We start from the raw sequence: 22,478 nt of genomic DNA on the forward strand, positions 1-22,478 counted from the left end.
CAGCCCTTGAATGGCGTGGACTGGACAGCAGTGGTCAGCATTTGACCAGCTCACCGTGCCCAACCGGGCACGCCGCCGGACGCTGGTGGAATCGCGTATGGCGATCGAGTCATCCACAGCACCCTGCCGGGCTTTTACCGGCTTGTGCCCAAATTTCGTGGATCGACCTGTGCATAACCTGTCCATCGAACGCCAGGGTCCACGGCGTGCGCGGCTTCTGGCGATATGAGCATTTTTCGATCAGATTCAATGACTTATCCAGCCGACTGCACACAGAATCTGTGTGGCCAACTGTGGATAAGCTGTGTGGCCCAGGCTGCAGCCCAGGCGGCACGGTGCCTTGACTGGACTGATCGAAATTTGAACAGCCATTCGAAGCGGTGGAATGTCGCGGCTGGCGCGGACAGGTTTTTCAGACGCAACGCGGGAAAGGCGGGGCTAGCGGGGCAGGTGTGGACAACCCGGAGGGGAAGCGCGGGGCCGAAAGGCCCCGCGGGACGATCAGTGCTGGTGCTCGGCGGAGCCCGACGGCGCCTGCTTCTGCACGTGGACTTCCACCTCGAGGTCGCCCGCCTGCTGGAAGTGCAGGGTCATGGGGAACTTGTCGCCATCGTTCAGCGGCTGCTTCAGGCCGAACATCATCAGGTGGTAGCCGCCCTGTTCCAGACGCACCTCGCCGCCGGCGGGGATCTCCAGGCCGCCCGGCACCTGTTGCATCTTCATCATGCCGTCCTTGTGCAGGTGCTCATGGATCTCGGTCTTGCCGGCGCGGGCGGTATCGGCCCCGAGCAATTTGTCGCCAGCGCTACCCTTGTTGTGGATAACCAGGTAGGCGGCGCCGTTAGGGGATACCGCGGGCACGGCCAGCGCCCAGGGGTGTTCGATATGCAGGGTCCCCAGATTGTAATCATGGGCGGCCAGGGTGCCGGAAAAGCTCAGCAGGGCCCCCAGGGCCAGCAATGTCTTGCGCATGTCGGAACTCCATTCATTCGATTGTCTGGCACCCGCCCCCGGCGGGCACCGATTGCACTCCATCGCGGGCGCGGCGGCGCCGCGCCTGCATCGCCGATCTAACCGGCCACCACCTTGCTGCCGCCAAGACGCGACAGCACCAGCCAGTCCAGCGCCCACACCGCCAACAGGGACAGCCCCACCAGCGGGAAGGCCAGACCAAGGCCGATCATGATCACCACGGCGGTTTTCCACAACGGCAGGTCGTGGCGCAGCGGCGGCACGCCGAAACTGCCCTGTGGGCGACGCTTCCACCACATCACCAGGCCGCTCACCGCACTGAGCAGGATCAGCAGGCAGACGCCGAGCATCAGCAACTGGTTGAGCAGGCCGAAGAACTTGCCTTCGTGCAGCACCACGCCCATCTCCACGCTTTTCGCCACCAGGCCGTAGTCCTGCCAGCGGATGTCGGCCAGTACCTTGCCGCTGTACTGGTCGAGGTGCAGGGTGGCGTCGTTGCGCGGGTCATCGGCGAACACCGCGATGCTGAAAACCCCGGTGGCATCGGCCGGCAGGGTGATGCTGTAACCCGGCACCACACCACGTTCACGGGCGATATCCACAACCTGTTGCAGCGCTACCTGGCCGCCCTGGGCGCTCATGCCAGCCATGTCATGGCCCTTGTGCGCAGCATGGGGATCGGAAACCGGCAGCGGAGTGTTTTCCACCGCCCAGGCCACGGTCTGGTCGGCCGCGGTGTTCAGGCTGCGGGCCTGCTGGTCGGACTTGGGCACCTCGTTCCACATGGCGGCCGGGAAGCGATTCCAGACATCGGCGAATTTCTCGCCCCAGAAGCCGGTCCAGGTCATCCCGGTGAGCAGCATGAACAGCAGCAGCAAGGATCCCCAGAAACCGGTCACCGCATGCAGGTCACGCCAGAACAGGCGACCACGGCTGGCCAGACGCGGCCAGAACACACCGCGCAGCCCCTGGCCACGGGGCCACCAGAGGTAGAGGCCGGACACCACCAGGACGATGGCCCAGCCGGCGGCCAGTTCGATCAGGCGGTCGCCGAAGGTGCCGATCAACAGGGTGCCGTGCAGCGAGCGGGCAATGGCCTGCAGGTTGTTCTGTGCGTCCTGGGTGCCCAGCACCTTGCCGCTGTATGGGTCGACGAAGAGATTGGTCTTGCGCCCGTCGAGGCTGGCGACGAACTGCGCGCTGTGCTCGGCGTCCACCGGCGGCAGGTACTGGCTGACGCCGGCCTGTGGATAAGCCAGCTTCAGCTTCTCCAGTTGCTGGTCGGCGGTGAGCGCCTGGCCCACCGGGCGCACCTGCATCAGGTCGCTGTAGAGCAGGTTGTCCAGCTGCGGCTTGAACAGGTAGATGCCGCCGGTGACCGCCAGCATGATCATGAAGGGGATGACGAACAGCCCGGCATAGAAATGCCAGCGCCACGCCAGGTTGTAAAAGGAGACAGTGTTCTTCGACATTGTCGTGCTCCCTGAGAAACCGATGGTCCGCGCGGGCATGCCGGATCGTCCGGCTGCAGGCGCAAAGCGGAAAGGGGTATCTGGATCAGGAAAGCAGGGCGGGAGGAGCGCGGGTCAGGGCGCCGGGGAAGACCGCGCGACTGCCGTGGCCGGACTGGGTCGCGGGCGTTGGCGGCGCAGTGGTCAGGTCGGCCAGGTCTAGCCCATGGAGGGTATCTGGGCTCAGGGCCGGGGAGTTGAAGAGCAGCGTGCAGTAACCGCACTTGGCCCAGGACATCTCGTGCCCGGGCATTGTCGAATCGTGACCCGGCGCGCTGTGCTCGGTGGCACACGCCAGTTCGTCCATCCATCCCGGCACGCCGGCCTGCCCCATCTCCCGCGCCTGGGACACCAGCGGACCGACGAGCACCAGCAGCATGGCCAGAAGGCCAAGCCAGGCACCACGTTGTCGAACTCTGCCGTAGGTCACGGGAAGGTTCCATGCCGGTCGATGGGGGCGCCTATGCTAGCCGCCCGTCTGGGTTGAAGCCTAGCCGCTGGGACAGAACGCCGCAGGCCGACTACCCGCCAATTGCCACCGTTCGGCAGCGACAAGACAACGTCTTCGGGCGATGCCAGAATCCAGGCGTCGGAAAGCGGGCCCGGGAGGGCCTCGATGGAAACCCTCTACTTCTCCCCCATGCTGCTCGGGCTCAACCTGATGCTCGCCAGCGCAATCGCCTGCACCGGCCTCTGGTACTTCTCGCGACCTTATCCCGGTCCTGGATTCTGGATGGCCGGGGCCTGGACCCTGATCCTCGGCATCCTGTTGTTCATGGGATTCATGGCCAGCGGCAGCCCGCTCCTCAATGTGCTGGGCAACGCCACCCAACTGGCCGGCGAAGCCATCCTGCTGCTCGGCGTGTTCCGCTTCCTCGGCCTGCCGCCTCCGTACTGGACAGTGCCGGCCAGCGCTGGCGCCATGGCCCTGGTGAACAGTTGGTACTGGTACAGCCCGATCAACACCGAACTGATGGTCGCGATCTACGCGGTCATCGGTGGCGTCCTGCCGCTGCAGGCCTGCCACGCCCTGCTGGTCGAGCGCCGTGAGCCGGCGCTGCGTAGCGCGCGGCTATTCGTTGGCATCACCCTGCTGGGCTACGCACTGGTGACGCTGCTGCGCGCGGCAGTCGGCGTGCATGACTGGTTGCAGCAGGTGGAGCACGCGGACGTCACCCGTTCGGTGAGCTACCTGCTGCCGTACAACTTCGGCATCCCGCTCTGGGTCATCGCCCTGGTGGGCCTGGCGCTGATGACCATGCGCCGCATTCTCCTGGACAGCCAGCGCCACGCCCAGGAAGCCCACGCCAGTGCGCACCGCTTCGAACGTCTGATGGGCGTGGCGAACGCCGGCATGCTCGTGGTGGAAGACGGCCGCATCCTCGACGCCAACCCGATGCTCGAACAGCTCTTCGCCCGGCGCCGGGACCAACTCCTCGGCCAGCCCCTGGCGAAGCTGCTGGACGACGACGAAGCGCCGTTGCTGCACCAACTGCTGCAACGGGCTGACGGCCGCCCCCACGATCTCCAGGCGCGGCGCGGGGATGGCGACGGTTTCCCGGCGGAAGTGGCGGTCGCCGCCCTGGACGATTCACAGCAGCGGCTGGTGGAGATCCGCGACGTCAGCCATCGCAAGGCTCTGGAGCTGCAACTGCTGCACCTGGCAACCACTGATCCGCTGACCGGGGCGCTCAACCGCCGCGCCTTCGAAGAGCGCGCCGAACAGGAGCTGCAAAGGGCGCGACGGCAGAATTCGCCACTCTGCCTGGCCCTGCTGGACCTGGACCATTTCAAGGCAATCAACGACCGCCACGGCCACCAGGTGGGCGACGAGGTACTGCGCCGGTTCAGCCAGCTCTGCCAGCAGCAGGCACGGCGCACCGATCTGTTCGCCCGCCATGGCGGCGAGGAGTTCATCTTCCTGCTGCCGGACACCAACGCCGAATCCGCCCGCCACCTGCTGGAGCGCCTGCGCATCGCGCTGCAGGGCCTGGAGATCGATGCGCCGGGCGGCCCCGTCCGGGTCAGCGTGAGCATCGGCCTGGCCAGCGTCGGCGCCCACGACGATCTGCACCATCTGCAGGGCGTGGCCGACGCCGCGCTTTATCGGGCCAAGCAACTGGGACGAAACCGCGTCGAACTGGCCCTCTGAAATCGCCAGGGATGGTTTAAGCTTGGGCTGAACTGTCTGGAGTGATCATGCTGAGCCTGGCCGACGTTTTCCTGCTGATGTTGTTCGCCGCCGGCGCGGCCTGGCTATGGCGCGGTCATGGCGTGCGCGAGCGCGCCCTGGCCTTGGCCAAGCAACACTGCGCGCGACTCGATGTGGAGCTGCTGGACGGCAACGTCGCCTTCCGCCGCCTGGCCGTGGTGCGCGACGCCAAGGGCAATCGCCGGCTGGCGCGGGTCTACGGCTTCGAGTTCACCGTCACCGGCGAGCAGCGCCTGACCGGCAGCATCCAGATGTTCGGCAACCACCTGGGCCGCATCGACCTCGAGGCCCACCCCTTCCATGCCGACGCCCAGCATGAGGGCAAGGTGGTGGTGCTGAACGAGTGGCGGCGCAACCACCCCCGGCCCGACGAACAACGTCGGGTGGACTGACCCCCAGACTTATCCACCGGTAGGCCGCCAGATACGTACTTCTACGCCATGCCTGGCCAGCACCAGCGACCAATCACCCAGATCTGTGGACAACTTCCTGCGTTCAGGCTCCCGGCCACCGCTCATGGAGCGCGGTTGAGGAACTCGGCTACGCGCTCGGCGCTGGCCTGTGGATATTCCTGCATGAAGCAGTGACCGCCCTCCACCACCTGCGCACTGACATGACCGTTGGCCGCGCACAGGCGCGCCACCGACTTGGCGACGAAGGGATAGCTGTGCTGGCCATGGAGGATCAGGGTTGGCGTGACGATACGCCCCAGGGACGGCCACAGACGCTTGGGAAAGGAACTGAAGATTTCCGCCTCCCGGCTCGGCCGGCACTTCAACTCGACGCCGTTATCCACAGCCTTGATGGCGTGATCCACATAGGCTTGCAGGGCGTCTTCGGTCCAGCCCTTGAAGATGCCGCGCCCATGCAGGGCCTTCCACGCAGCCTGGTGATCGCTCCAGTGGTTGCGCCGAGCCCGCGCGCGGCTGGCCATGGTGGTGCGGCGGTGCAGGCCAAGGACCTCGGAGAAGGCCATCACGCCGATCATGGCCGGGGTGAAGATCACCGGGTCGAGCAGCACGGCGCGGCTGAACAGGTGCGGATGGCGGGCCAGGATCAGGCTGCTCAAGACACCGCCGAAACTGTGTCCCAGCGCCAGCCTGGGCACCTCGCCGAATTGCCCGCGCCCGGCCTCGAAAGCTTCCACCGCAAGCTCCGCGTTGCGGTTCCAGCCGAGGAAGCGCCCACCATGATCGCTGTCGCCGTGACCCTGGATATCGCAGAGCCAGAGGTCGAAGTCCGCGGCCAGCCGCTCCAGCAGCGGGGTATAGGTCCGGCCACAGAAGCCGTTGCCGTGGAGGAAGTGCAACAGCGGTTTGCCGGAGGCCGGCGTGTGCCAGCCGCGCAGGGTGAATCCGGCGGAAGAAGAGTGGGACCAGGGGAACAATTGCATCGAACGTGCCTCGATTTGACTACGCCAAAGTGTATCTCCTGACAACCGGCAACAGCAGGGGGCGCTTGCCGATCGTGCTATCGTCGGCGCCTTCGACCCACGGACACCCCGCCTTGATCTCCCGATCCTTGCGTATCGCCCTGCTGATCCTGCTGCTGCTCGCGGGCCTGTTCCTGGCGATGCACCTGGCCGGCCGCCAGGCCGAGCGCCAGGCCCTGCGGGATGAGGCCGAGCAGGCGCGGGAGCAGTTGTCGCTCTACGCCGGCAGCCTGCGCACCCTGATCGATCGCTTCCGCGCCCTCCCCGCCGTGCTGGCCCTGGACCCCGAGATACGCTCGATTCTCCAGGGACCTGTGGACAACCACTTGCAACACCAGCTCAACCTCAAGCTGGAAACCATGAACCGCGCCGCCGGCTCCACCACCCTGGAGCTGCTGGACCGCGACGGCCTCGCCGTGGCCGCCAGCAACTGGCGCTCGCCCACCAGCTACGTCGGTCACAACTACGGCTTCCGCCCGTACTTCAGTGAAGCCCGCAGCCATGGCAGCGGGCGCTTCTACGGCGTCGGCGTGGTCAGCGGGATCCCCGGTTACTTCCTCGCCAGCGCGGTGCGCGGCGCCAACGACGAGTTCATCGGCACCCTGGTGGTGAAGCTGGAATTCCCCGAGCTGGAGCAGGAATGGGGCCAGCGCCCGGACATCATCCTGGTCAGCGACGCCCGTGGCGTGGTGTTCATCGCCAACCATCCGGGCTGGCGCTACCGCGAGCTGAAGCCCATCTCTGCCGATGACCGCCGCGAGATGGCCGCCACCCGGCAATACGACAAGCAACCCCTGGCGCCACTTATCCACAGCACCCTGCAGGACTTTGGCGAAGGCAGCCGACTGGCCCGTGTCGACGGCCCGGGCGGCCGCGCCGACTTCCTCTGGGAAAGCCTGCCGCTACCCAGCGAAGGCTGGACGCTGCATCTGCTGCGTACCCCGCAGGAGGCAGCCAGCAGCGCCCGCACCGCCAGCCTGGCCGCCGCCGGTGCCTGGCTGGCGCTGTACTTCCTCGGCCTGTTCCTGCACCAGCGCTGGCGCGTGGCGCGCATCCGCCAGCGCAGCCGGGAAGAACTGGAGCAACTGGTGGAACAGCGCACCGCCGCCCTGCGCACCGCCCAGGACGGATTGATCCAGGCGGCCAAGCTCGCGGCCCTGGGGCAGATGTCCACAGCCCTGGCCCATGAGATCAACCAGCCCCTCACCGCGCTGCAGATGCATCTGGCCAGCCTGCGCCTGATGCTCGCCAACGGCCAGCTGGAGCAGGCGCACAAGGCCCTGGGGCGTCACGACGAGCTGCTGCAGCGCATGGCCGCCCTCACCGGCCACCTCAAGACCTACGCCCGCAAGACCCCCGGTGGCCTGCGCGAATGCCTGGAGCTGGGCGGCGTGGTGGAGAAAGCCCTGCAACTGCTGGCACCCAACCTGCGCGACGCGCAGGTGGCGATCAGCCAGGAGTTGAGCGTGCCGGCCTGGATCTCGGGCGACGCCATCCGCCTGGAGCAGGTGCTGGTCAACCTGCTGCGCAACGCCCTGGATGCGGTGGCCGACGTGCCCAACCCGACGCTGTGGATAAGCCTGCGGCGGGAAAACGCCCACTGGCTGCTGGAAGTGGCCGACAATGGCGGTGGCATCGGCGAATCGGCCCTGCCGCAGGTGTTCGACCCCTTCTTCACCACCAAGCCGGCGGGTGCCGGCCTGGGCATCGGACTGGCGGTGTCCTACGCCATCGTCCATGAACTGGGCGGCACCCTGAGCGCCGCCAACCAAGGCGCGGGTGCGGTGTTCACCCTGCGCCTGCCTGTGGATAAAGCCAGAGAGGAACAGCCATGACAACCCAGGTGATCGTCGTCGACGATGAGGCGGCCATCCGTGAAGCCGTGCGTGAGTGGCTGGAGCTTTCTGGCTTCGAGGTGCGCGTGGAATCCAGCGCCGAGGATTGCCTGAAGCGCCTCGACGCCGACTTCCCCGGCGTGGTGATCAGCGACCTGCGGATGCCCGGCATGGATGGCATGGCCCTGCTCCAGGCGCTGCAAACGCTGGACCGCGAGCTGCCGCTGCTGATGATCACCGGCCATGGCGACGTGCCCCAGGCGGTGGAAGCCATGCGCCTGGGTGCCTACGACTTCATCGAGAAGCCCTTCACCCCCGAGCGCCTGCTGGAGAGCTTGCGCCGCGCCCTGGAGAAACGCCGGCTGGTGCAGGAAAACCGCCGCCTGCGGGTCCAGGTGGAGCTCAAGGACCAGCTCGACGGCCGCCTGCTGGGCGTGTCCCGGCCCATGGCGCAACTGCGGCGCCAGGTGCTGGACCTGGCTTCCACCCCGGTGAACATCCTGCTGCGCGGCGACACCGGCGCCGGCAAGGAAATGGTCGCGCGCTGCCTGCACGACTTCGGCCCGCGCGCCGGCAAGCCCTTCGTGGCACTGAACTGCGCGGCGATCCCGGAGAACCTCTTCGAGAGCGAACTGTTCGGCCATGAGAGCGGCGCCTTCACCGGCGCCCAGGGCAAACGCATCGGCAAGATCGAACATGCCCATGGCGGCACCCTGTTCCTCGACGAGATCGAGAGCATGCCCCTGGCGCAGCAGGTCAAGCTCCTGCGGGTGTTGCAGGAGCAGCGCCTGGAGCGCCTGGGCTCGAACCAGAGCATCGCTGTGGATATCCGCGTGGTGGCGGCGACCAAGCCGGACCTGCGCGACGAGGTCCGCGCCGGGCGCTTCCGCGAGGACCTGCTCTACCGGCTCAACGTCGCCGAGCTGCAACTGCCGGCCCTGCGTGAGCGGCGCGAGGACATCCCGCTGCTGTTCGAGCACTTCGCCCGCCAGGCCAGCGCGCGCCTGGGCCGCCCTCAGCCGACCCTGACCCCGGCGGAACTGGCGCAACTGCTGGCCCACGACTGGCCGGGCAACGTACGCGAACTGGCCAACGCCGCCGAACGCCATGTGCTGGGGTTATCCACAGGCCAGGCGGAACGCACCGAGGGCGAACCCTCCCTGGCCGAGCTGATGGAAACCTACGAGGCGCAATGCCTGCGCCAGGCCCTGGCGCGCAGCCAGGGCGACATCAAGGCGGTGATGGCCCTGCTGCAGCTGCCGCGCCGCACCCTCAACGAGAAGATGGTGCGCCACGGCCTGGAGCGGGGCGAGTTCCTGCCCGGGGATGACCTGTAGGGGCGAATTCATTCGCCAAGGGCAGCATCGCTGCCCCACGACACATCGCATTGCGAACCTTCGGTCCGCTTGGCGATAGAAATCGCCCCTACAGAATAATTTCCCCTTCCCGCCATCGGCGGAATCTTGCTCATGGCCCTACGGGCTTCGGCAGGATTCCGCGCATGAACCTCGCATTTTCCCGCTGAAACCCCTCTATTCCGGCACTTTCCGCCCCTGGCACAGCTCCTGCTATATGCCCGGCGCACAGCGCGGCCATGGCCAGCGCCCACAACAACAACTACGCGTCGAGGAAAGATGATGGATAACTCCAGCACCCTGGCTGCCTCTGCAGAACCCCGCACGACATCGCAACGCATCAAATCGATTTTCAGCGGCTCGGTGGGCAACCTGGTCGAGTGGTACGACTGGTACGTCTACGCCGCCTTCTCGCTGTACTTCGCCAAGGCCTTCTTCCCCCAGGGCGACCTGACCGCCCAGCTCCTGAACACCGCCGCGATCTTCGCCGTGGGCTTCCTGATGCGCCCCATCGGCGGCTGGCTGATGGGCATCTATGCCGACCGCAAGGGCCGCAAGGCCGCCCTGCTGGCCTCGGTGCTGCTGATGTGCTTCGGCTCCCTGATCATCGCGCTGACGCCCAGCTACGAAACCATCGGCATCGCCGCCCCCATCCTGCTGGTGGTCGCGCGCCTGCTGCAGGGCCTGTCGGTCGGCGGTGAGTACGGCACCTCGGCTACCTACCTGTCGGAGATGGCCACCAAGGAACGCCGCGGATTCTTCTCCAGCTTCCAGTACGTGACCCTGATTTCCGGCCAGCTCATCGCCCTGGCGGTGCTGATCATCCTGCAACAGACGCTGACCACCGAGCAGTTGGAAAGCTGGGGCTGGCGCGTGCCCTTCTTCATCGGCGCCCTGTGTGCGGTGGTGGCCATGTTCCTGCGTCGCGGCATGGAGGAAACCGAGTCCTTCACCAAGAGGAAGGACAAGCCGAAGGAAAGCCTGATGCGCACCCTGATGCGCCATCCCAAGGAGCTGCTCACCGTGGTCGGCCTGACCATGGGCGGTACCCTGGCCTTCTACACCTACACCACCTACATGCAGAAATACCTGGTCAACACCGTGGGCATGAGCAAGAACGACTCGACCATGATCTCGGCGGCCACGCTGTTCCTGTTCATGCTGCTGCAGCCCATCGTCGGCGCGCTGTCCGACAAGATCGGCCGTCGTCCGATCCTGATCGCCTTCGGTGTGCTGGGCACGCTCTTCACTTATCCGATCCTCAGCACCCTGCACAGCATCGATACCTGGTGGGGCGCGTTCTTCCTGATCATGGCAGCGCTGATCATCGTCAGCGGCTACACCTCGATCAACGCGGTGGTGAAGGCCGAGCTGTTCCCCACCGAGATCCGCGCCCTTGGCGTGGGCCTGCCCTATGCACTGACCGTGTCCATCTTCGGCGGCACCGCCGAGTACGTGGCCCTGTGGTTCAAGAGCATCGGCATGGAAAGCGGCTTCTACTGGTACGTCACCGCGTGCATCGCCTGCTCGCTGGTGGTGTACGTGTTCATGAAGGACACCCGCACCCATTCGCGGATGAACCACGACTGATCCCGGAACGGGATCGATAGCGAACGGGCCCTGCGGGGCCCGTTTTCGTTGGCGGGCAGCACGGCTGGCCCGTCGCTCAGAGCCAGCGCCGGTCGCCCGTGAAGGCGATCGTCAGCCAGCGCTCCGGTCCGGCATCGCCCAAGGCTTTCCTGATTTCCTCGCGAATGGCATCGAGGGTCGCGATCCCGTCCAGCCGGAAGTCCGGCGGGACGATGATGATGATCTCGATGAACAGCGCGCGCCCCACCTTCGCCACGTAGCTGTTGTAACTGGCGAGCTGGTGGCGGGCGACGGTGGCCGTCATGACGTCCTGCACTTGCTGGCTCAGGTCGTCCGGCGACACCAGGAATACCTCCTTGATCGCCTGGAAGACGATCTTTCCGGGCACGACGAGCAGGCACAGGCTCAGCACCATCAGGGTGACCGAATCCACGTAGGGCGTGAGGTGTTCGAAACGGGTCCCGGTCATCAGCCAGGCAACGCCGAAGGCGATCAGCAGGGAAAACGCGATCAACGCCGACATCAGCCAACTGCGCGAATCCAGGTTGAGGAAGCCGGAGTTAAGCCGCCGGTTCACCCGGCGCAGGTACAGGAACATGCCGAAGGCGATGCAGCTAATCAGCACCGTGTAGACGATGGCCCAGTCCAGGTCGGGCTTGTGGCCGCCCGCCATGAACGTGGTCAGCGCGTTGAAGAAGGCATAGAGGCACAGCAGCATGGTGATGCTGCCGGAAAGCGCCAGCACCATGGGCTCGATATGCCAGTAGCCATACTGGAAACGCCGACTGCCCTCGGCCATCAGCAAGCGCACCACCAGCAGTGACAGCAGGGATGTGCTGGCATCGACGGCGCTGAAGAAACCATCGAAGATGATCGCGATGGACCCGGACCACAACCCGAAGAACACGCCCATCGAAGCGATGAACAGGGTCATGCCGATCGACCGCTTGAGTACCCGCTGCTCCATGTCCACCGGCTGCATCACCCGCCACCTCCGCCATCGACCTTTGAGGTGCAAGCGTAGGTCAGCTCCGCGGTTCAGTCCGGCACGCCGCCATGCCCGCCTTCAACGCCGCCTCGTCCTGGGGGCCGGCGAAGATCAGTTCCAGACGTGAATCCTTGCGCCACTCGCTGGCCTGCCAGTGCAGCGGTGCGCCGTCCAGCGCATTGGCGGAAAGCCAGCCGGCGTTGGTCTGCAGCACCAGCTTGGCGCGGCGCCAGGGCAGGCCGGAAAGCCAGTTCTGCAGGCGCATCAGCTCGAATACCTGGCTCGGATGCCAACGCCAGCCGATGCTCCAGCCATCGGCTGCGGACTGGATCTGGCAGATGGGTTCGGCCGGATTCCTCCACAGAACCGGAGGTTTATCCACACCTGTTGGTAACTCGTTGATACCAACAGCTTTTCCACGTTGTGCATGAATACCTGGAAGCAGCTCGATATCTAGCCTTCCCTGAGTCGTCCACAGCAGGGGTACGGGGGGTAGTTTTGCGGAAAGTTGTTCACAGATAGCAGAATTCAGGTTTTCGGACTTGTTTAGTAGCACCAGGCCAGCATCCAAAAGTGCCTCCCGCTGGCTGTCTGGCAGTAGCTGGCCCGTAGCCAGGGCCGCCGCGTCGAGCACCACGACGCTTGGCTGTAGCGCCAGAACGCCCTCCCAAGGGGGTTCGCGTAGCTGTCGCAGTAGCTCGACCGGGTGTCCGAGTCCGGAGGGTTCTATCAGTAGCCGGTCCGGCCGCGCCTTGCGCAGCAATCGGCCAAGGCCCACCTGGAAGGGCGCGCCGTTGACGCAGCAGACGCAGCCGCCAGCAACTTCGGCGAGGCTGATGCAATCGTCACTGTTGGTCAGCAAGGCCGCGTCCAGGCCGATCTGGCCGAATTCGTTGATCAGCACGGCCCAGCGTTCATGGGCAGGGCGCTGCGCCTGCAGCTGGCGGATCAGGCTGGTCTTGCCGGCGCCCAAGGGCCCGGCGATGAGATGAGTCGGGATATGAGTAAGCATCGGGATATGGTGCTTGCTCACAGCCGGCTTAGAAAGCGTCGTGCTAGAGTCACCGCCTTCATTGCCTGGATGTCCTCCAATGCGTGCCTGGTTGCTGCCCTTGCTGCTCGTGCTGTCCGTCGAAGTCCATGCCCAAGCCTGTGTTGTCCACAGCCAGGGCGAGGGGCTGGACGTGAAGGTCTGCCAGGAGAACCGTAGCATCCCGTCGCAACTCTTCCGTGACGGCTTCTGCAAGCCGGAGATGAAGGGGCAGAAGGTCGAGGTGAGCTATGTGGATAACTGCCCCGGCGGTGCCTTCGGCGTCTGCCGCAACGCCCAGGTCAGCAACCAGCCCTACCGCCAGGATATCCACTACTACGGCGTAGCCAGCGATTCCCGTTACCTCAAGCCCTTCTGCGAGGTGCAGAGCAAGGGCAAGTGGGAATAGCACAACGCCTGTCCCCGCTTTCCCTGCGCTCAGCCTTGCCGCTGCCTGTTGCGGCAGTCTGTGGATAAACCTGGCTGGACTTTCGCATGGTCCCGAATAGGTTATCCACAACCGATCCGCCATCAGGCGGCTTCCCCGACCAGCCAGGGGTCGAAAGGATCAGGCAACAGGCTCCAGCCTTCCGGCCCCAGGGCCATTTCGTGATCCTCCAGCAGGCAGGCGTCCAGTTCGGCACGCAGGCGCTGGAAGTCGATGCCCTGGCCGATGAACACCAGCTCTTGGCGACAATCGCCCACTTCCTGCGTCCAGTGCTGGAGCACACTGCCTGGGTCTTCCGGCCAGTTTTCCCGTGGGACGAAGCGCCACCAGCGGCCAGCCAGGCCGTGGCGCATCAGGCCGCCGGCCTGTGACCAGCTGCCCGCCTCGCGATACCGGCTGGCCAGCCAGAACAGGCCCTTGGAACGCAGCAGCCGGCCATTGCACCATTCACGGTCGAGGAAGCTGAAGAAGCGCTGCGGATGGAAGGGACGCCGCGCCCGATAGGATGTCGAGGCGATGCCATATTCGTCGCTTTCCGGCACATGCTCGCCACGCAGCTCCTTGAGCCAGCCCGGTGCCCGGGCCGCGCGCTCGAAGTCGAAGCGGCCGGTGTCCAGCAGGCGCGCCAGGTCCACCTGGCCCATGACCATGGGCAGCACCTCGGCCTCTGGATTTAGGCGGTGCAGGATCGCGAGCAATTCCTCGCGCTCGGCGCCGGAGATCAGGTCGACCTTGCTGAGCAGCAGCACATCGGCGAACTCCACCTGCTCGATCAGCAGATCGCTGATCGAGCGCTCATCGTCCTCGCCCAGGGCTTCGCCACGGCTGGCGAGGTTCTCCGCGTCCTGGTAGTCGCGCAGGAAGTTCACCCCGTCCACCACAGTCACCAGGGTGTCCAGGCGCGCCAGGTCCGACAGGCTTTGCCCCTGCTCGTCGCGGAAGGTGAAGGTTTCAGCCACCGGCAGCGGCTCGGAGATGCCGGTGGATTCGATCAGCAGGTAATCGAAGCGGCCTTCGCGGGCGAGGCGACTGACTTCCTCCAGCAGGTCTTCGCGCAGGGTGCAGCAGATGCAGCCGTTGCTCATCTCCACCAGGCGCTCCTCGCCACGATTGAGGCTGACGTCACGCTGTACCTCGCTGGCGTCGATGTTGATTTCGCTCATGTCGTTGACGATCACGGCCACGCGCAATTGCTCTCGATTACGCAGCAGGTGGTTGAGCAGGGTGCTTTTGCCGGCACCGAGGAAACCGGACAGCAGGGTGACGGGGAGGCGTGAATCCATGGTGATGTCCTTCAGGCGTGGGTTACCGACGAGAGTTGCTTATCTTACTTGTTATAACATAACATTTGCTGTCGATTTCAAGAGCCCTGCCGATGAACGCCCGTCACCTCCCGGATATCGCCGCACAAGACGCCGACCTCGACCTGCCCCTGGACTGGGTCGGTATGCACGGCATCGCCCAACCGCTATTGCTGGACGGCCAGCGCATTGCCGCCCGCGCCGATGCCGGCGTCAGCCTGGACGACAGCAGCGCCCGTGGAATCCATATGTCGCGGCTCTACCTGGCACTGCAGGCACTGGAAGGAGAAGAGCTGTCCATCCCGCTGTTGCGGCGTGTGCTGGCGAGCTTCCTCGAAAGCCACCAGGGCCTGTCCAGCAGCGCCAGCCTCAGGCTGCAGGGCGAAACCTTGCTACAACGACCGGCGCTGGTCAGCGCCCTCTCGGGTTGGAAGGCCTATCCCTTCGAAGTCCTTGCACACCAGGATCGATGGGGGTTTCACGTGGAACTATGGGTGCAACTGGCCTATTCCTCCACCTGTCCCTGCTCCGCGGCACTCGCCCGTCAGCTGGTCCAGCAAGCTTTCACCGAGGACTTCGCTGCCGAGATTCCACTGGAGCGCGAACAGATCCTTGCCTGGCTGGGCAGCGACCGGGGCATGCTCGCGACGCCCCACAGTCAGCGCAGTACTGCCAGCCTCCAGGCACGCCTGGGCGACGTTGACGGCATCCCCTTGGGCCGGTTGGTCGACCTGGCGGAACAGGCACTGGGCACCCCGGTGCAGACCGCGGTGAAACGGGCGGACGAACAAGCCTTCGCCCTGGCCAATGGCCAGAACCTGATGTTCTGCGAGGATGCCGCGCGGCGCCTGGGCGCCGTCCTGCGGGAGCAGGAGTGGCTGGCGGGCTTCAGGCTCCGGGTCGTGCACGCGGAGAGCCTCCACGCACATGACGCCGTAGCCGAATACGCCTGGCGCTATCGGTAGAGGTCTGCCCGGCTCCAGGGCACCTCGTGGGAGCCATCGTCATGGGGCTTGCTGGCGAGTATCTGGTGCAGGTTGATCCAGCCCTTCTGGAAGGCATGGGAACAACCGGCCAGGTACAGCCGCCAGATGCGCAGGGCCTGTTCCGGCACCAGCTGGGCTGCCTTGGCCAGATTGGCCTCCAGGTTGCTGCTCCAGAACTCGAGGGTGCGTGCGTAATGCAGGCGCAGGCTCTCCACGTCCACCACCTCCATGCCGGCCAGGCTCAGCTCGGTGACCATGGTGGCCAGGTGCGGTAGCTCGCCATGGGGGAAGACGTAGCGATCGATGAAGTCACCGGCACCGCGTCCCACCGGACGGCCGTCGGGATGCCGGGCGGTGATGCCGTGGTTCATCACCAGCCCACCGGCGCGCACCGCGCCGAACAGGCGCTGGCAATAGGTCGGCATATTGGCGTGGCCCACGTGCTCGAACATGCCGACGCTGACCACCTTGTCGAAGCGACCGTCCTGGGGCAGGTCACGGTAATCCAGGAGCTTCAGCTCCACCTGCCCCTCCAGGCCCTCGGCACGGACCCGCTCCTTGCCCAGGGCGAGCTGTTCCTGGCTCAAGGTGATGCCGAACACCCGTACGCCGTATTCACGAGCAGCGAAGCGCGCCAGGCCGCCCCAGCCGCACCCCACATCCAGCAGATACTCACCGGCCTTCAGTCGCAGCTTGCGACAGAGATGGTGCAGCTTGGCTTGCTGGGCGCTATCCAGGTCTTCGCTGCCGGTGGGGAAGTAGGCGCAGGAATAGACCATCTCCCGGTCGAGCCACAGCCGGTAGAAATCATTGGACAGGTCGTAGTGATAGGAAATGGCGGCAGCGTCGGTGGCCTTGTCACGGGAGCGGCGCTCGGGAGCCCCTTCGTCCTCCTCACCCAGCACGGCCTCGCTGAGGGCGTCCCCCAGGCGGATCACCTCGAGGATCGGCCCATCCAGCTCCAGGCGCCCTTCCACATAGGCGGTTCCCAATGTGTCGAGGCTTGGCCGGCTGAGCAGGGAGACCACACTGGGGTCCTTCACCGTCATGGTGACGGTGGGGTTGGGCCCGAGATCGATTTCCTTGCCATCCCAGAGCTGCAGTCGCAGCGGCAGTTTCAGGTCGCGTAGCAGCGGTGGAAGTTGCGCAAACATGGGAACTCCTCCTTTACCAAGGACATTGGAAAGGTAGACCAACCTGAACAGTTGTCAGGCTATCGATTCCATAGTTGTGCTCAATGCAGGGAGACAATGCGCAAACATCCCCTGCTCAATTCATTCGACCCTTCATTGCGCGTAACCGCTCACAGGCTTTTCCGCCGCGCCTGGGCCAGCCCACTCAAACCACTGGCGTGGTTGCCTACAGACGTAATCGACTATTCACTCAAGTTGAGCATCCGGGTTCGCCTTGTCAGCCACTTCGGTAACTGCGAACTTGCCATCCCAATCGCTGCGGTGGAACTCAAGGCAACATCGATCATCCATCCAGCAACGGATTTCATCCTGTTCGAGAGTCCTGTAGCGACTCCGCCACTGACAAGGCCGTTCATCTTCCAAGCCTTGCTCCTGTAAAAGAAGATGAACTTCAAGCGCCCCTCTAGGGGCGCTTTTTTTACTTCCCCCAAGAGCTGGAACAGCGCGCTGCAGGGCCGCAAGAAATCCTCACAATCTCGTAGGAACAATCTTACGTCCTCCTACTACGCGCCTTGCATCCAAACTTTCCGTGGATTTCTAAGATGGCCTCGAAGTTTGAAAACACCACTTTGAGAAAACACACGAGGCAAATCTTATGAAAGCAACTCAACTGACTCTGGCAATCCTCATGGGCCTTGGCGCTTCCGTCGCACTGGCTGAAGGCGGCTCCGAGCGCTCCACCCAGATGGTCACGGAATTCCGCGAATCCCAGGCCCAGATCCATGAAAAGGAAATGGTCGCCGAACAAGACGAAACCAGCGACGTCCAGGCCGACAACAGCAAAGGCTGAGGCGACACCCGCCGAGCCGACTCCCCAGGGGCCGCAAGGGTCCCGCCAGGCTTGGCCGCAGCATCCAAGGCGCCCCTCCCCGGGCGCCTTTTTCATGGGCGCTGAAAACGAAAAAGGCGCCCGCAGGCGCCTTTTCCGAACAGCTGGACCTTATTCCACGGTCACCGACTTGGCCAGGTTGCGCGGCTGGTCGACGTCGGTGCCCTTGAGCACCGCGACGTAGTAGGAAAGCAGCTGCAGCGGGATGGTGTAGAGGATCGGCGCCAGGGCATCGTCGATGTGCGGCATGTTCACCACATGGGTGCCTTCACCATTGTCGATACCGGCATCGCGGTCGGCGAAGACGATCAGCTCGCCGCCACGGGCACGCACTTCCTGCAGGTTGGATTTGAGCTTCTCCACCAGCTCGTTGTTCGGCGCCACGGTAACCACCGGCATGTCACTGTCCACCAGGGCCAACGGACCGTGCTTGAGCTCGCCGGCCGGATAGGCTTCGGCGTGGATGTAGGAGATTTCCTTGAGCTTCAGCGAGCCTTCCATTGCCACCGGATACTGGGCACCACGGCCGAGGAACAGGGTGTGGTTCTTCTCGGCGAACAGCTCGGCGACCTTTTCCACCACCTTGTCCATGGCCAGGGCCTCGCCAAGACGGGTCGGCAGACGGCGCAGCTCGTCCACCAGGCCGGCCTCGACACCTGCCTGCAGGGTGCCACGTACCTGACCCAGGGACAGGGTCAGGAGCATCAGGCCCACCAGCTGGGTGGTGAAGGCCTTGGTGGAAGCCACGCCGATTTCCGGGCCGGCCTGGGTCAGCAGGGTCAGGTCGGATTCGCGCACCAGGGAGCTGGTGCCCACGTTGCAGATGGCCAGGCTGGTCAGGTAGCCCAGCTCCTTGGCGTTACGCAGGGCGGCCAGGGTGTCGGCGGTTTCGCCGGACTGGGAGATGGTGACGAACAGGGTGTCCGGCTGCACCACCACCTTGCGGTAGCGGAACTCGCTGGCCACTTCGATCTGGCAGGGGATGCCGGCCAGGCCTTCGAGCCAGTAACGGGCGACCATACCGGCGTGGTAGCTGGTGCCACAGGCGACGATCTGTACGTTGCGCACCTTGGCGAAGAGTTCGGCGGCACGGGGGCCGAAGGCATTGACCAGCACATGGTCGCTGCCCAGGCGGCCTTCCAGGGTGCGCTGCACGACCTTGGGCTGCTCATGGATTTCCTTGAGCATGAAGTGGCGGTACTCGCCCTTGTCGGCGGCTTCGGCGCCTTCGTGGTACTGCACCTGCTCGCGCTGGACCGGGTGGCCTTGCTCATCCCAGATCGCCACGCTGTCGCGACGGATCTCGGCGATATCGCCTTCTTCCAGGTAGATGAAGCGGTCGGTGACCTGGCGCAGGGCCAACTGGTCGGAGGCGAGGAAGTTCTCGCCCAGGCCCAGGCCGATCACCAGGGGGCTGCCGCTGCGTGCGGCGAGCAGGCGGTCAGGCTGGCTGGCACTGATCACGGCCAGGCCGTAGGCGCCGTGCAGCTCGGGCACGGCGGCCTTGAGGGCGTCAGCCAGGTCGGTGACGGTCTTCAGCTTGTGGTGCAGCAGGTGGACGATGACTTCGGTGTCGGTGTCCGAGGTGAAGACGTAGCCCAGGCCCTTGAGCTGCTCGCGCAGGGCCTCGTAGTTCTCGATGATGCCGTTGTGCACCACGGCCAGCTGCTCGCCGGAGAAATGCGGGTGGGCATTGCGCTCGCTCGGCGCGCCGTGGGTGGCCCAGCGGGTGTGGGCGATGCCCAGGCGGCCAACCAGGGGCTGTTCAGCCAGGGCCTGCTCCAGTTCGGCGACCTTGCCGACGCGGCGGCGGCGCTCCAGCGTGCCCTCGTTGGTGAAGACGGCCACACCGGCGCTGTCATAGCCACGGTACTCGAGGCGCTTGAGGCCCTCGACCAGGATTGCGGTGATATTGCGCTCGGCGATGGCGCCAACGATGCCACACATGGCTGTTCTCCTTTCTCAATCAATGCGCGCGCAGATCAACTTGACCCCGCGCGCGGCTATCTGTTCGCGCGCTTGCGGGGCAAGGCGCTCATCGGTAATCAGGGTGTGGATGCTGCTCCAGGGCAGCTCCAGGTTCGGTATGCGCCGACCGAGCTTGTCGGACTCGGCCATGACGATCACTTCGCGAGCGACCTCGGCCATGACCCGCGAGAGGCCCAGCAGTTCGTTGAAGGTGGTGGTGCCACGCTCCAGGTCGATACCGTCGGCGCCGATGAACAACTGGTCGAAATCGTAGGAACGCAGGACCTGCTCGGCCACCTGGCCCTGGAAGGATTCCGAATGGGGGTCCCAGGTACCGCCCGTCATCAACAGCACCGGTTCGTGCTCCAGGTCGCGCAGGGCGTTGGCCACATTCAGGGAGTTGGTCATCACCACCAGGCCCGGCTTGCGGCCCAGTTCCGGGATCATCGCCGCAGTGGTGCTGCCGCTGTCGATGATGATCCGCGCATGCTCGCGGATGCAGCCGACGGCAGCGCGGGCGATCGCCAGCTTGCGCGAGGACACTGGCAAGGTGGCGTCACCGATCAGCTCCTGGGGCATGGGCACGGCGCCGCCGTAACGGCGCAGCAGCAGGCCGTTCTTCTCCAGGGCGGTGAGATCCTTGCGGATGGTCACTTCGGAGGTGGAGAAGGCCTTGGCCAGCTCGTCGACGCTCACCTCGCCCTGCTCGTCGAGCAGCGCAAGGATTCCGTGGCGACGCTGGGGTGTGTTGCGTTTCGTCATCAACGAAAGTTTCGTTTCGAAAGATAATGGCGCGAATCAAAACCTAAGACGATTCCTACGTCAACCCCGGAAACGACAAAAGGCGGCCTGGGCCGCCTTTTGCTTGGGCTGTCATTTATCCACAGCCAGGGTTATCCACAGCCTTACTTCTTCACCTTCACCGGGCGCTTCCAGCCTTCGATGTTGCGCTGCTTGCCGCGGCCAACCGCCAGGGCATTGGCCGGCACGTCCTGGGTGATGGTGGAGCCGGCGCCAGTGGTGCAGCCGTCGCCGAGATTGACCGGGGCTACCAGGGAGCTGTTGGAGCCGACGAACACGTCCTCGCCCATGACGGTGCGGAATTTGTTGGCGCCGTCGTAGTTGCAGGTGATGGTGCCGGCGCCGACGTTGGTGCGCGCGCCGATCTCGGCGTCGCCGAGGTAAGCCAGGTGGCCGGCCTTGGCACCCTCGCCCAGCACGGCGTTCTTCAGCTCGACGAAGTTACCCACATGGGCCTTGGCGCCCAGCACGGCACCCGGGCGCAAGCGGGCGAACGGGCCGCAGTCGGCGCCTTCGCCCAGCTCGGCACCGTCCAGGTGGCTGTTGGCCTTGACCACTGCGCCACTGCGCAGGGTGCTGTCCTTGATCACGCAGTTGGGACCGATCTCTACACCGTCCTCGATCACCACGCGGCCTTCGAGGATGACGTTCACGTCGATCAGTACGTCGCGACCCACGCTCGCTTCGCCGCGCAGGTCGAAACGCGTGGGGTCCAGCAGGGTCACGCCCTGGGCCATCAGGCGCCGGGCAGCGCGCTTCTGGTAGTGGCGCTCCAGTTCGGCGAGCTGGATGCGGTCGTTGGCGCCCTGCACTTCCATGGCGTCATGGGGATGCTCGGTGGCCACCACCAGGCCGTCTGCCACCGCCATGGCGATGACGTCGGTGAGGTAGTACTCGCCCTGGGCATTGTTGTTCGACAGGCGGCCCAGCCACTCGGCGAGGCGCTTGCCGGGCACGGCGAGGATGCCGGTGTTGCCTTCGCGAATCGCACGCTGTTCGGGACTGGCGTCCTTGTGCTCGACGATGGCCTTCACCACGCCATGGGCATCGCGGACGATGCGGCCGTAGCCGGTCGGGTCGTCCAGTTCCACGGTGAGCAGGGCGAGCTGGTCGTCCTTCACCTTCTCCAGCAAGCGCTGCAGGGTGTCCTCTTCAATCAACGGCACATCGCCGTAGAGGATCAGCACGCGCTCGGCGGTCAGTTGCGGCAGGGCCTGGGCCACGGCGTGGCCGGTACCCAGCTGCTGGGCCTGGAGGACGAAGTCCAGGTCGTCGGCGGCCAGGCGTTCGCGCACCGTGTCGGCACCGTGGCCGATCACCACGTGGATGCCCTGGGGCTGGAGCTTGCGGGCGGTGTCGATGACGTGGCCGAGCATGGCTTTGCCGGCTACCGGATGCAGGACCTTGGGCAGGGCGGAGCGCATGCGCGTGCCCTGGCCGGCGGCGAGGATGACGATATCGAGGGACATGGAGGGAATCACCGAATCAGGCTGGTAAGCGAAAACCGGAACGCCGGAAAAGAAAAAGGGTAGCCAAGGCTACCCTTTAACTCGATCGCATTGAAGTGCGCCGGCTTAGCCGCCGAACTTCTTGCGGATCTGCTGGACGGTACGCAGCTGGGCTGCAGCCTCGGCCAGACGAGCGGAAGCGGTGGAGTAGTCGAACTCCGCGCCCTTCTCGTGCAGGGCCTTCTCAGCAGCCTTGAGGGACTCTTGAGCCGCGGCTTCGTCCAGGTCTCCGGCGCGCAGCACGGTGTCGGCAAGAACCTTCACCATGTTCGGCTGGACCTCGAGGAAACCACCGGAGATGTAGAACACCTCCTCCTCACCACCCTGCTTGACCAGGCGGATCGGACCCGGCTTGAGGTCGGTGATCAGCGGGGCGTGGCCCGGCGCGATACCCAGATCGCCGAGGTGGCCGTGCGCAATCACCATCTCCACCAGACCGGAGAAGATCTCCGCTTCGGCGCTGACGATATCGCAATGGACAGTAATAGCCATACGCTTGCCTCACGTAAGCGCCCGTTG

At 65.1% G+C, this 22,478-nt stretch carries 21 protein-coding genes; 9 read left to right on the forward strand and 12 right to left on the reverse strand.

The window, feature by feature from the left end; translation table 11 throughout:
- Positions 1-501 precede the first annotated feature (501 nt).
- The 3 genes from PCA10_RS28005 to PCA10_RS28015 form a co-directional block, all read right to left on the reverse strand.
- The gene (locus PCA10_RS28005; RefSeq protein WP_016495468.1) at positions 502-972 is read right to left on the reverse strand and encodes a copper chaperone PCu(A)C; all 471 of its coding nucleotides are present in this window, start codon (positions 970-972) and stop codon (positions 502-504) included.
- A 98-nt stretch (positions 973-1,070) separates the two neighbouring features.
- Positions 1,071-2,444, reverse strand: a complete 1,374-nt coding sequence (locus PCA10_RS28010; RefSeq protein WP_016495469.1) for a PepSY-associated TM helix domain-containing protein — start codon at positions 2,442-2,444, stop codon at positions 1,071-1,073.
- Positions 2,445-2,529: 85 nt separating this feature from the next.
- Positions 2,530-2,913 (reverse strand): DUF2946 domain-containing protein, encoded by a 384-nt coding sequence (locus PCA10_RS28015; RefSeq protein ID WP_016495470.1) that lies wholly within the window; start codon positions 2,911-2,913, stop codon positions 2,530-2,532.
- A 186-nt stretch (positions 2,914-3,099) separates the two neighbouring features.
- On the opposite strand from PCA10_RS28015, the gene PCA10_RS29310 reads away from it, so the two are divergent.
- Positions 3,100-4,635 carry a GGDEF domain-containing protein gene (locus PCA10_RS29310; RefSeq protein WP_016495471.1) on the forward strand — a complete coding sequence of 512 codons (1,536 nt, stop codon included), beginning with the start codon at positions 3,100-3,102 and terminating at the stop codon, positions 4,633-4,635.
- A gap of 47 nt (positions 4,636-4,682) precedes the next feature.
- Positions 4,683-5,087 carry a DUF3301 domain-containing protein gene (locus tag PCA10_RS28025; protein WP_016495472.1) on the forward strand — a complete coding sequence of 135 codons (405 nt, stop codon included), beginning with the start codon at positions 4,683-4,685 and terminating at the stop codon, positions 5,085-5,087.
- A 122-nt stretch (positions 5,088-5,209) separates the two neighbouring features.
- On the opposite strand, the gene PCA10_RS28030 is transcribed toward PCA10_RS28025, so the two are convergent.
- Positions 5,210-6,088, reverse strand: coding sequence for an alpha/beta fold hydrolase (locus tag PCA10_RS28030; protein ID WP_016495473.1), 879 nt, complete (start codon positions 6,086-6,088; stop codon positions 5,210-5,212).
- A 113-nt stretch (positions 6,089-6,201) separates the two neighbouring features.
- Between PCA10_RS28030 and PCA10_RS28035 the strand changes: the two genes are divergently transcribed.
- The 3 genes from PCA10_RS28035 (at position 6,202) to PCA10_RS28045 (ending at position 10,907) form a co-directional block, all read left to right on the forward strand.
- Positions 6,202-7,962, forward strand: coding sequence for a sensor histidine kinase (locus PCA10_RS28035; RefSeq protein ID WP_041770468.1), 1,761 nt, complete (start codon positions 6,202-6,204; stop codon positions 7,960-7,962).
- On the forward strand, positions 7,959-9,299 hold the full coding sequence (locus PCA10_RS28040) for a sigma-54-dependent transcriptional regulator (protein WP_016495475.1): 1,341 nt from the start codon (positions 7,959-7,961) through the stop codon (positions 9,297-9,299). Before PCA10_RS28035 ends, PCA10_RS28040 begins: the two co-directional genes overlap by 4 nt.
- 300 nt (positions 9,300-9,599) lie before the next feature.
- On the forward strand, positions 9,600-10,907 hold the full coding sequence (locus tag PCA10_RS28045; RefSeq protein ID WP_016495476.1) for an MFS transporter: 1,308 nt from the start codon (positions 9,600-9,602) through the stop codon (positions 10,905-10,907).
- A gap of 76 nt (positions 10,908-10,983) precedes the next feature.
- On the opposite strand, the gene PCA10_RS28050 is transcribed toward PCA10_RS28045, so the two are convergent.
- The gene (locus PCA10_RS28050; protein ID WP_197539859.1) at positions 10,984-11,841 is read right to left on the reverse strand and encodes a cation diffusion facilitator family transporter; all 858 of its coding nucleotides are present in this window, start codon (positions 11,839-11,841) and stop codon (positions 10,984-10,986) included.
- Positions 11,842-11,932: 91 nt separating this feature from the next.
- Complete coding sequence (locus tag PCA10_RS28055; protein WP_016495478.1) at positions 11,933-12,907, reverse strand: CobW family GTP-binding protein; 975 nt, start codon at positions 12,905-12,907, stop codon at positions 11,933-11,935.
- 79 nt (positions 12,908-12,986) lie between these two features.
- Between PCA10_RS28055 and PCA10_RS28060 the strand changes: the two genes are divergently transcribed.
- On the forward strand, positions 12,987-13,334 hold the full coding sequence (locus tag PCA10_RS28060) for a hypothetical protein (protein WP_016495479.1): 348 nt from the start codon (positions 12,987-12,989) through the stop codon (positions 13,332-13,334).
- 122 nt (positions 13,335-13,456) lie between these two features.
- Here the strand turns inward: PCA10_RS28060 and zigA are convergent, their stop codons facing one another.
- On the reverse strand, positions 13,457-14,656 hold the full coding sequence (gene zigA, locus PCA10_RS28065; protein ID WP_016495480.1) for a zinc metallochaperone GTPase ZigA: 1,200 nt from the start codon (positions 14,654-14,656) through the stop codon (positions 13,457-13,459).
- Positions 14,657-14,748: 92 nt separating this feature from the next.
- Between zigA and folE2 the strand changes: the two genes are divergently transcribed.
- Positions 14,749-15,639 (forward strand): GTP cyclohydrolase FolE2, encoded by an 891-nt coding sequence (gene folE2 / locus PCA10_RS28070; protein WP_016495481.1) that lies wholly within the window; start codon positions 14,749-14,751, stop codon positions 15,637-15,639.
- On the opposite strand, the gene cfaB is transcribed toward folE2, so the two are convergent.
- A complete protein-coding gene (gene cfaB / locus PCA10_RS28075) occupies positions 15,630-16,814 on the reverse strand; it encodes a C17 cyclopropane fatty acid synthase CfaB (protein ID WP_016495482.1) in 1,185 nt (394 codons plus the stop codon). The genes folE2 and cfaB overlap by 10 nt on opposite strands.
- Before the next feature lie 96 nt (positions 16,815-16,910).
- On the opposite strand from cfaB, the gene PCA10_RS30535 reads away from it, so the two are divergent.
- Positions 16,911-17,231: a hypothetical protein gene (locus PCA10_RS30535; RefSeq protein ID WP_144277013.1), complete on the forward strand. Its 321-nt coding sequence runs from the start codon at positions 16,911-16,913 to the stop codon at positions 17,229-17,231.
- A gap of 217 nt (positions 17,232-17,448) precedes the next feature.
- Complete coding sequence (locus tag PCA10_RS30540) at positions 17,449-17,643, forward strand: hypothetical protein (protein WP_016495483.1); 195 nt, start codon at positions 17,449-17,451, stop codon at positions 17,641-17,643.
- Positions 17,644-17,793: 150 nt separating this feature from the next.
- Here the strand turns inward: PCA10_RS30540 and glmS are convergent, their stop codons facing one another.
- The 4 genes from glmS to PCA10_RS28100 all read right to left on the reverse strand — a co-directional run bounded on the left by glmS (position 17,794) and on the right by PCA10_RS28100 (position 22,451).
- On the reverse strand, positions 17,794-19,629 hold the full coding sequence (gene glmS, locus PCA10_RS28085) for a glutamine--fructose-6-phosphate transaminase (isomerizing) (protein ID WP_016495484.1): 1,836 nt from the start codon (positions 19,627-19,629) through the stop codon (positions 17,794-17,796).
- Positions 19,630-19,644: 15 nt separating this feature from the next.
- Complete coding sequence (locus tag PCA10_RS28090) at positions 19,645-20,415, reverse strand: DeoR/GlpR family DNA-binding transcription regulator (protein WP_197539860.1); 771 nt, start codon at positions 20,413-20,415, stop codon at positions 19,645-19,647.
- A gap of 140 nt (positions 20,416-20,555) precedes the next feature.
- Positions 20,556-21,920, reverse strand: coding sequence for a bifunctional UDP-N-acetylglucosamine diphosphorylase/glucosamine-1-phosphate N-acetyltransferase GlmU (glmU, locus tag PCA10_RS28095; RefSeq protein ID WP_016495486.1), 1,365 nt, complete (start codon positions 21,918-21,920; stop codon positions 20,556-20,558).
- Positions 21,921-22,025: 105 nt separating this feature from the next.
- Positions 22,026-22,451, reverse strand: coding sequence for a F0F1 ATP synthase subunit epsilon (locus PCA10_RS28100; protein WP_016495487.1), 426 nt, complete (start codon positions 22,449-22,451; stop codon positions 22,026-22,028).
- Positions 22,452-22,478: the final 27 nt, after the last annotated feature.

Source organism: Pseudomonas resinovorans NBRC 106553, assembly GCF_000412695.1.
Classification (GTDB): Bacteria; Pseudomonadota; Gammaproteobacteria; order Pseudomonadales; family Pseudomonadaceae; genus Metapseudomonas; species Metapseudomonas resinovorans_A.

Bases quoted from the DNA above. Each gene is read 5' to 3' on its own strand.
- PCA10_RS28005 (WP_016495468.1), bottom strand. From the start codon at position 972: ATGCGCAAGACATTGCTGGCCCTGGGGGCCCTGCTGAGCTTTTCCGGC.
- PCA10_RS28010 (WP_016495469.1), bottom strand. From the start codon at position 2,444: ATGTCGAAGAACACTGTCTCCTTTTACAACCTGGCGTGGCGCTGGCAT.
- PCA10_RS29310 (WP_016495471.1), top strand. From the start codon at position 3,100: ATGGAAACCCTCTACTTCTCCCCCATGCTGCTCGGGCTCAACCTGATG.
- PCA10_RS28025 (WP_016495472.1), top strand. From the start codon at position 4,683: ATGCTGAGCCTGGCCGACGTTTTCCTGCTGATGTTGTTCGCCGCCGGC.
- PCA10_RS28030 (WP_016495473.1), bottom strand. From the start codon at position 6,088: ATGCAATTGTTCCCCTGGTCCCACTCTTCTTCCGCCGGATTCACCCTG.
- PCA10_RS28040 (WP_016495475.1), top strand. From the start codon at position 7,959: ATGACAACCCAGGTGATCGTCGTCGACGATGAGGCGGCCATCCGTGAA.
- PCA10_RS28045 (WP_016495476.1), top strand. From the start codon at position 9,600: ATGGATAACTCCAGCACCCTGGCTGCCTCTGCAGAACCCCGCACGACA.
- PCA10_RS28050 (WP_197539859.1), bottom strand. From the start codon at position 11,841: ATGACCCTGTTCATCGCTTCGATGGGCGTGTTCTTCGGGTTGTGGTCC.
- PCA10_RS28055 (WP_016495478.1), bottom strand. From the start codon at position 12,907: ATGCTTACTCATATCCCGACTCATCTCATCGCCGGGCCCTTGGGCGCC.
- PCA10_RS28060 (WP_016495479.1), top strand. From the start codon at position 12,987: ATGCGTGCCTGGTTGCTGCCCTTGCTGCTCGTGCTGTCCGTCGAAGTC.
- zigA (WP_016495480.1), bottom strand. From the start codon at position 14,656: ATGGATTCACGCCTCCCCGTCACCCTGCTGTCCGGTTTCCTCGGTGCC.
- folE2 (WP_016495481.1), top strand. From the start codon at position 14,749: ATGAACGCCCGTCACCTCCCGGATATCGCCGCACAAGACGCCGACCTC.
- cfaB (WP_016495482.1), bottom strand. From the start codon at position 16,814: ATGTTTGCGCAACTTCCACCGCTGCTACGCGACCTGAAACTGCCGCTG.
- PCA10_RS30535 (WP_144277013.1), top strand. From the start codon at position 16,911: ATGCGCAAACATCCCCTGCTCAATTCATTCGACCCTTCATTGCGCGTA.
- PCA10_RS30540 (WP_016495483.1), top strand. From the start codon at position 17,449: ATGAAAGCAACTCAACTGACTCTGGCAATCCTCATGGGCCTTGGCGCT.
- glmS (WP_016495484.1), bottom strand. From the start codon at position 19,629: ATGTGTGGCATCGTTGGCGCCATCGCCGAGCGCAATATCACCGCAATC.
- glmU (WP_016495486.1), bottom strand. From the start codon at position 21,920: ATGTCCCTCGATATCGTCATCCTCGCCGCCGGCCAGGGCACGCGCATG.
- PCA10_RS28100 (WP_016495487.1), bottom strand. From the start codon at position 22,451: ATGGCTATTACTGTCCATTGCGATATCGTCAGCGCCGAAGCGGAGATC.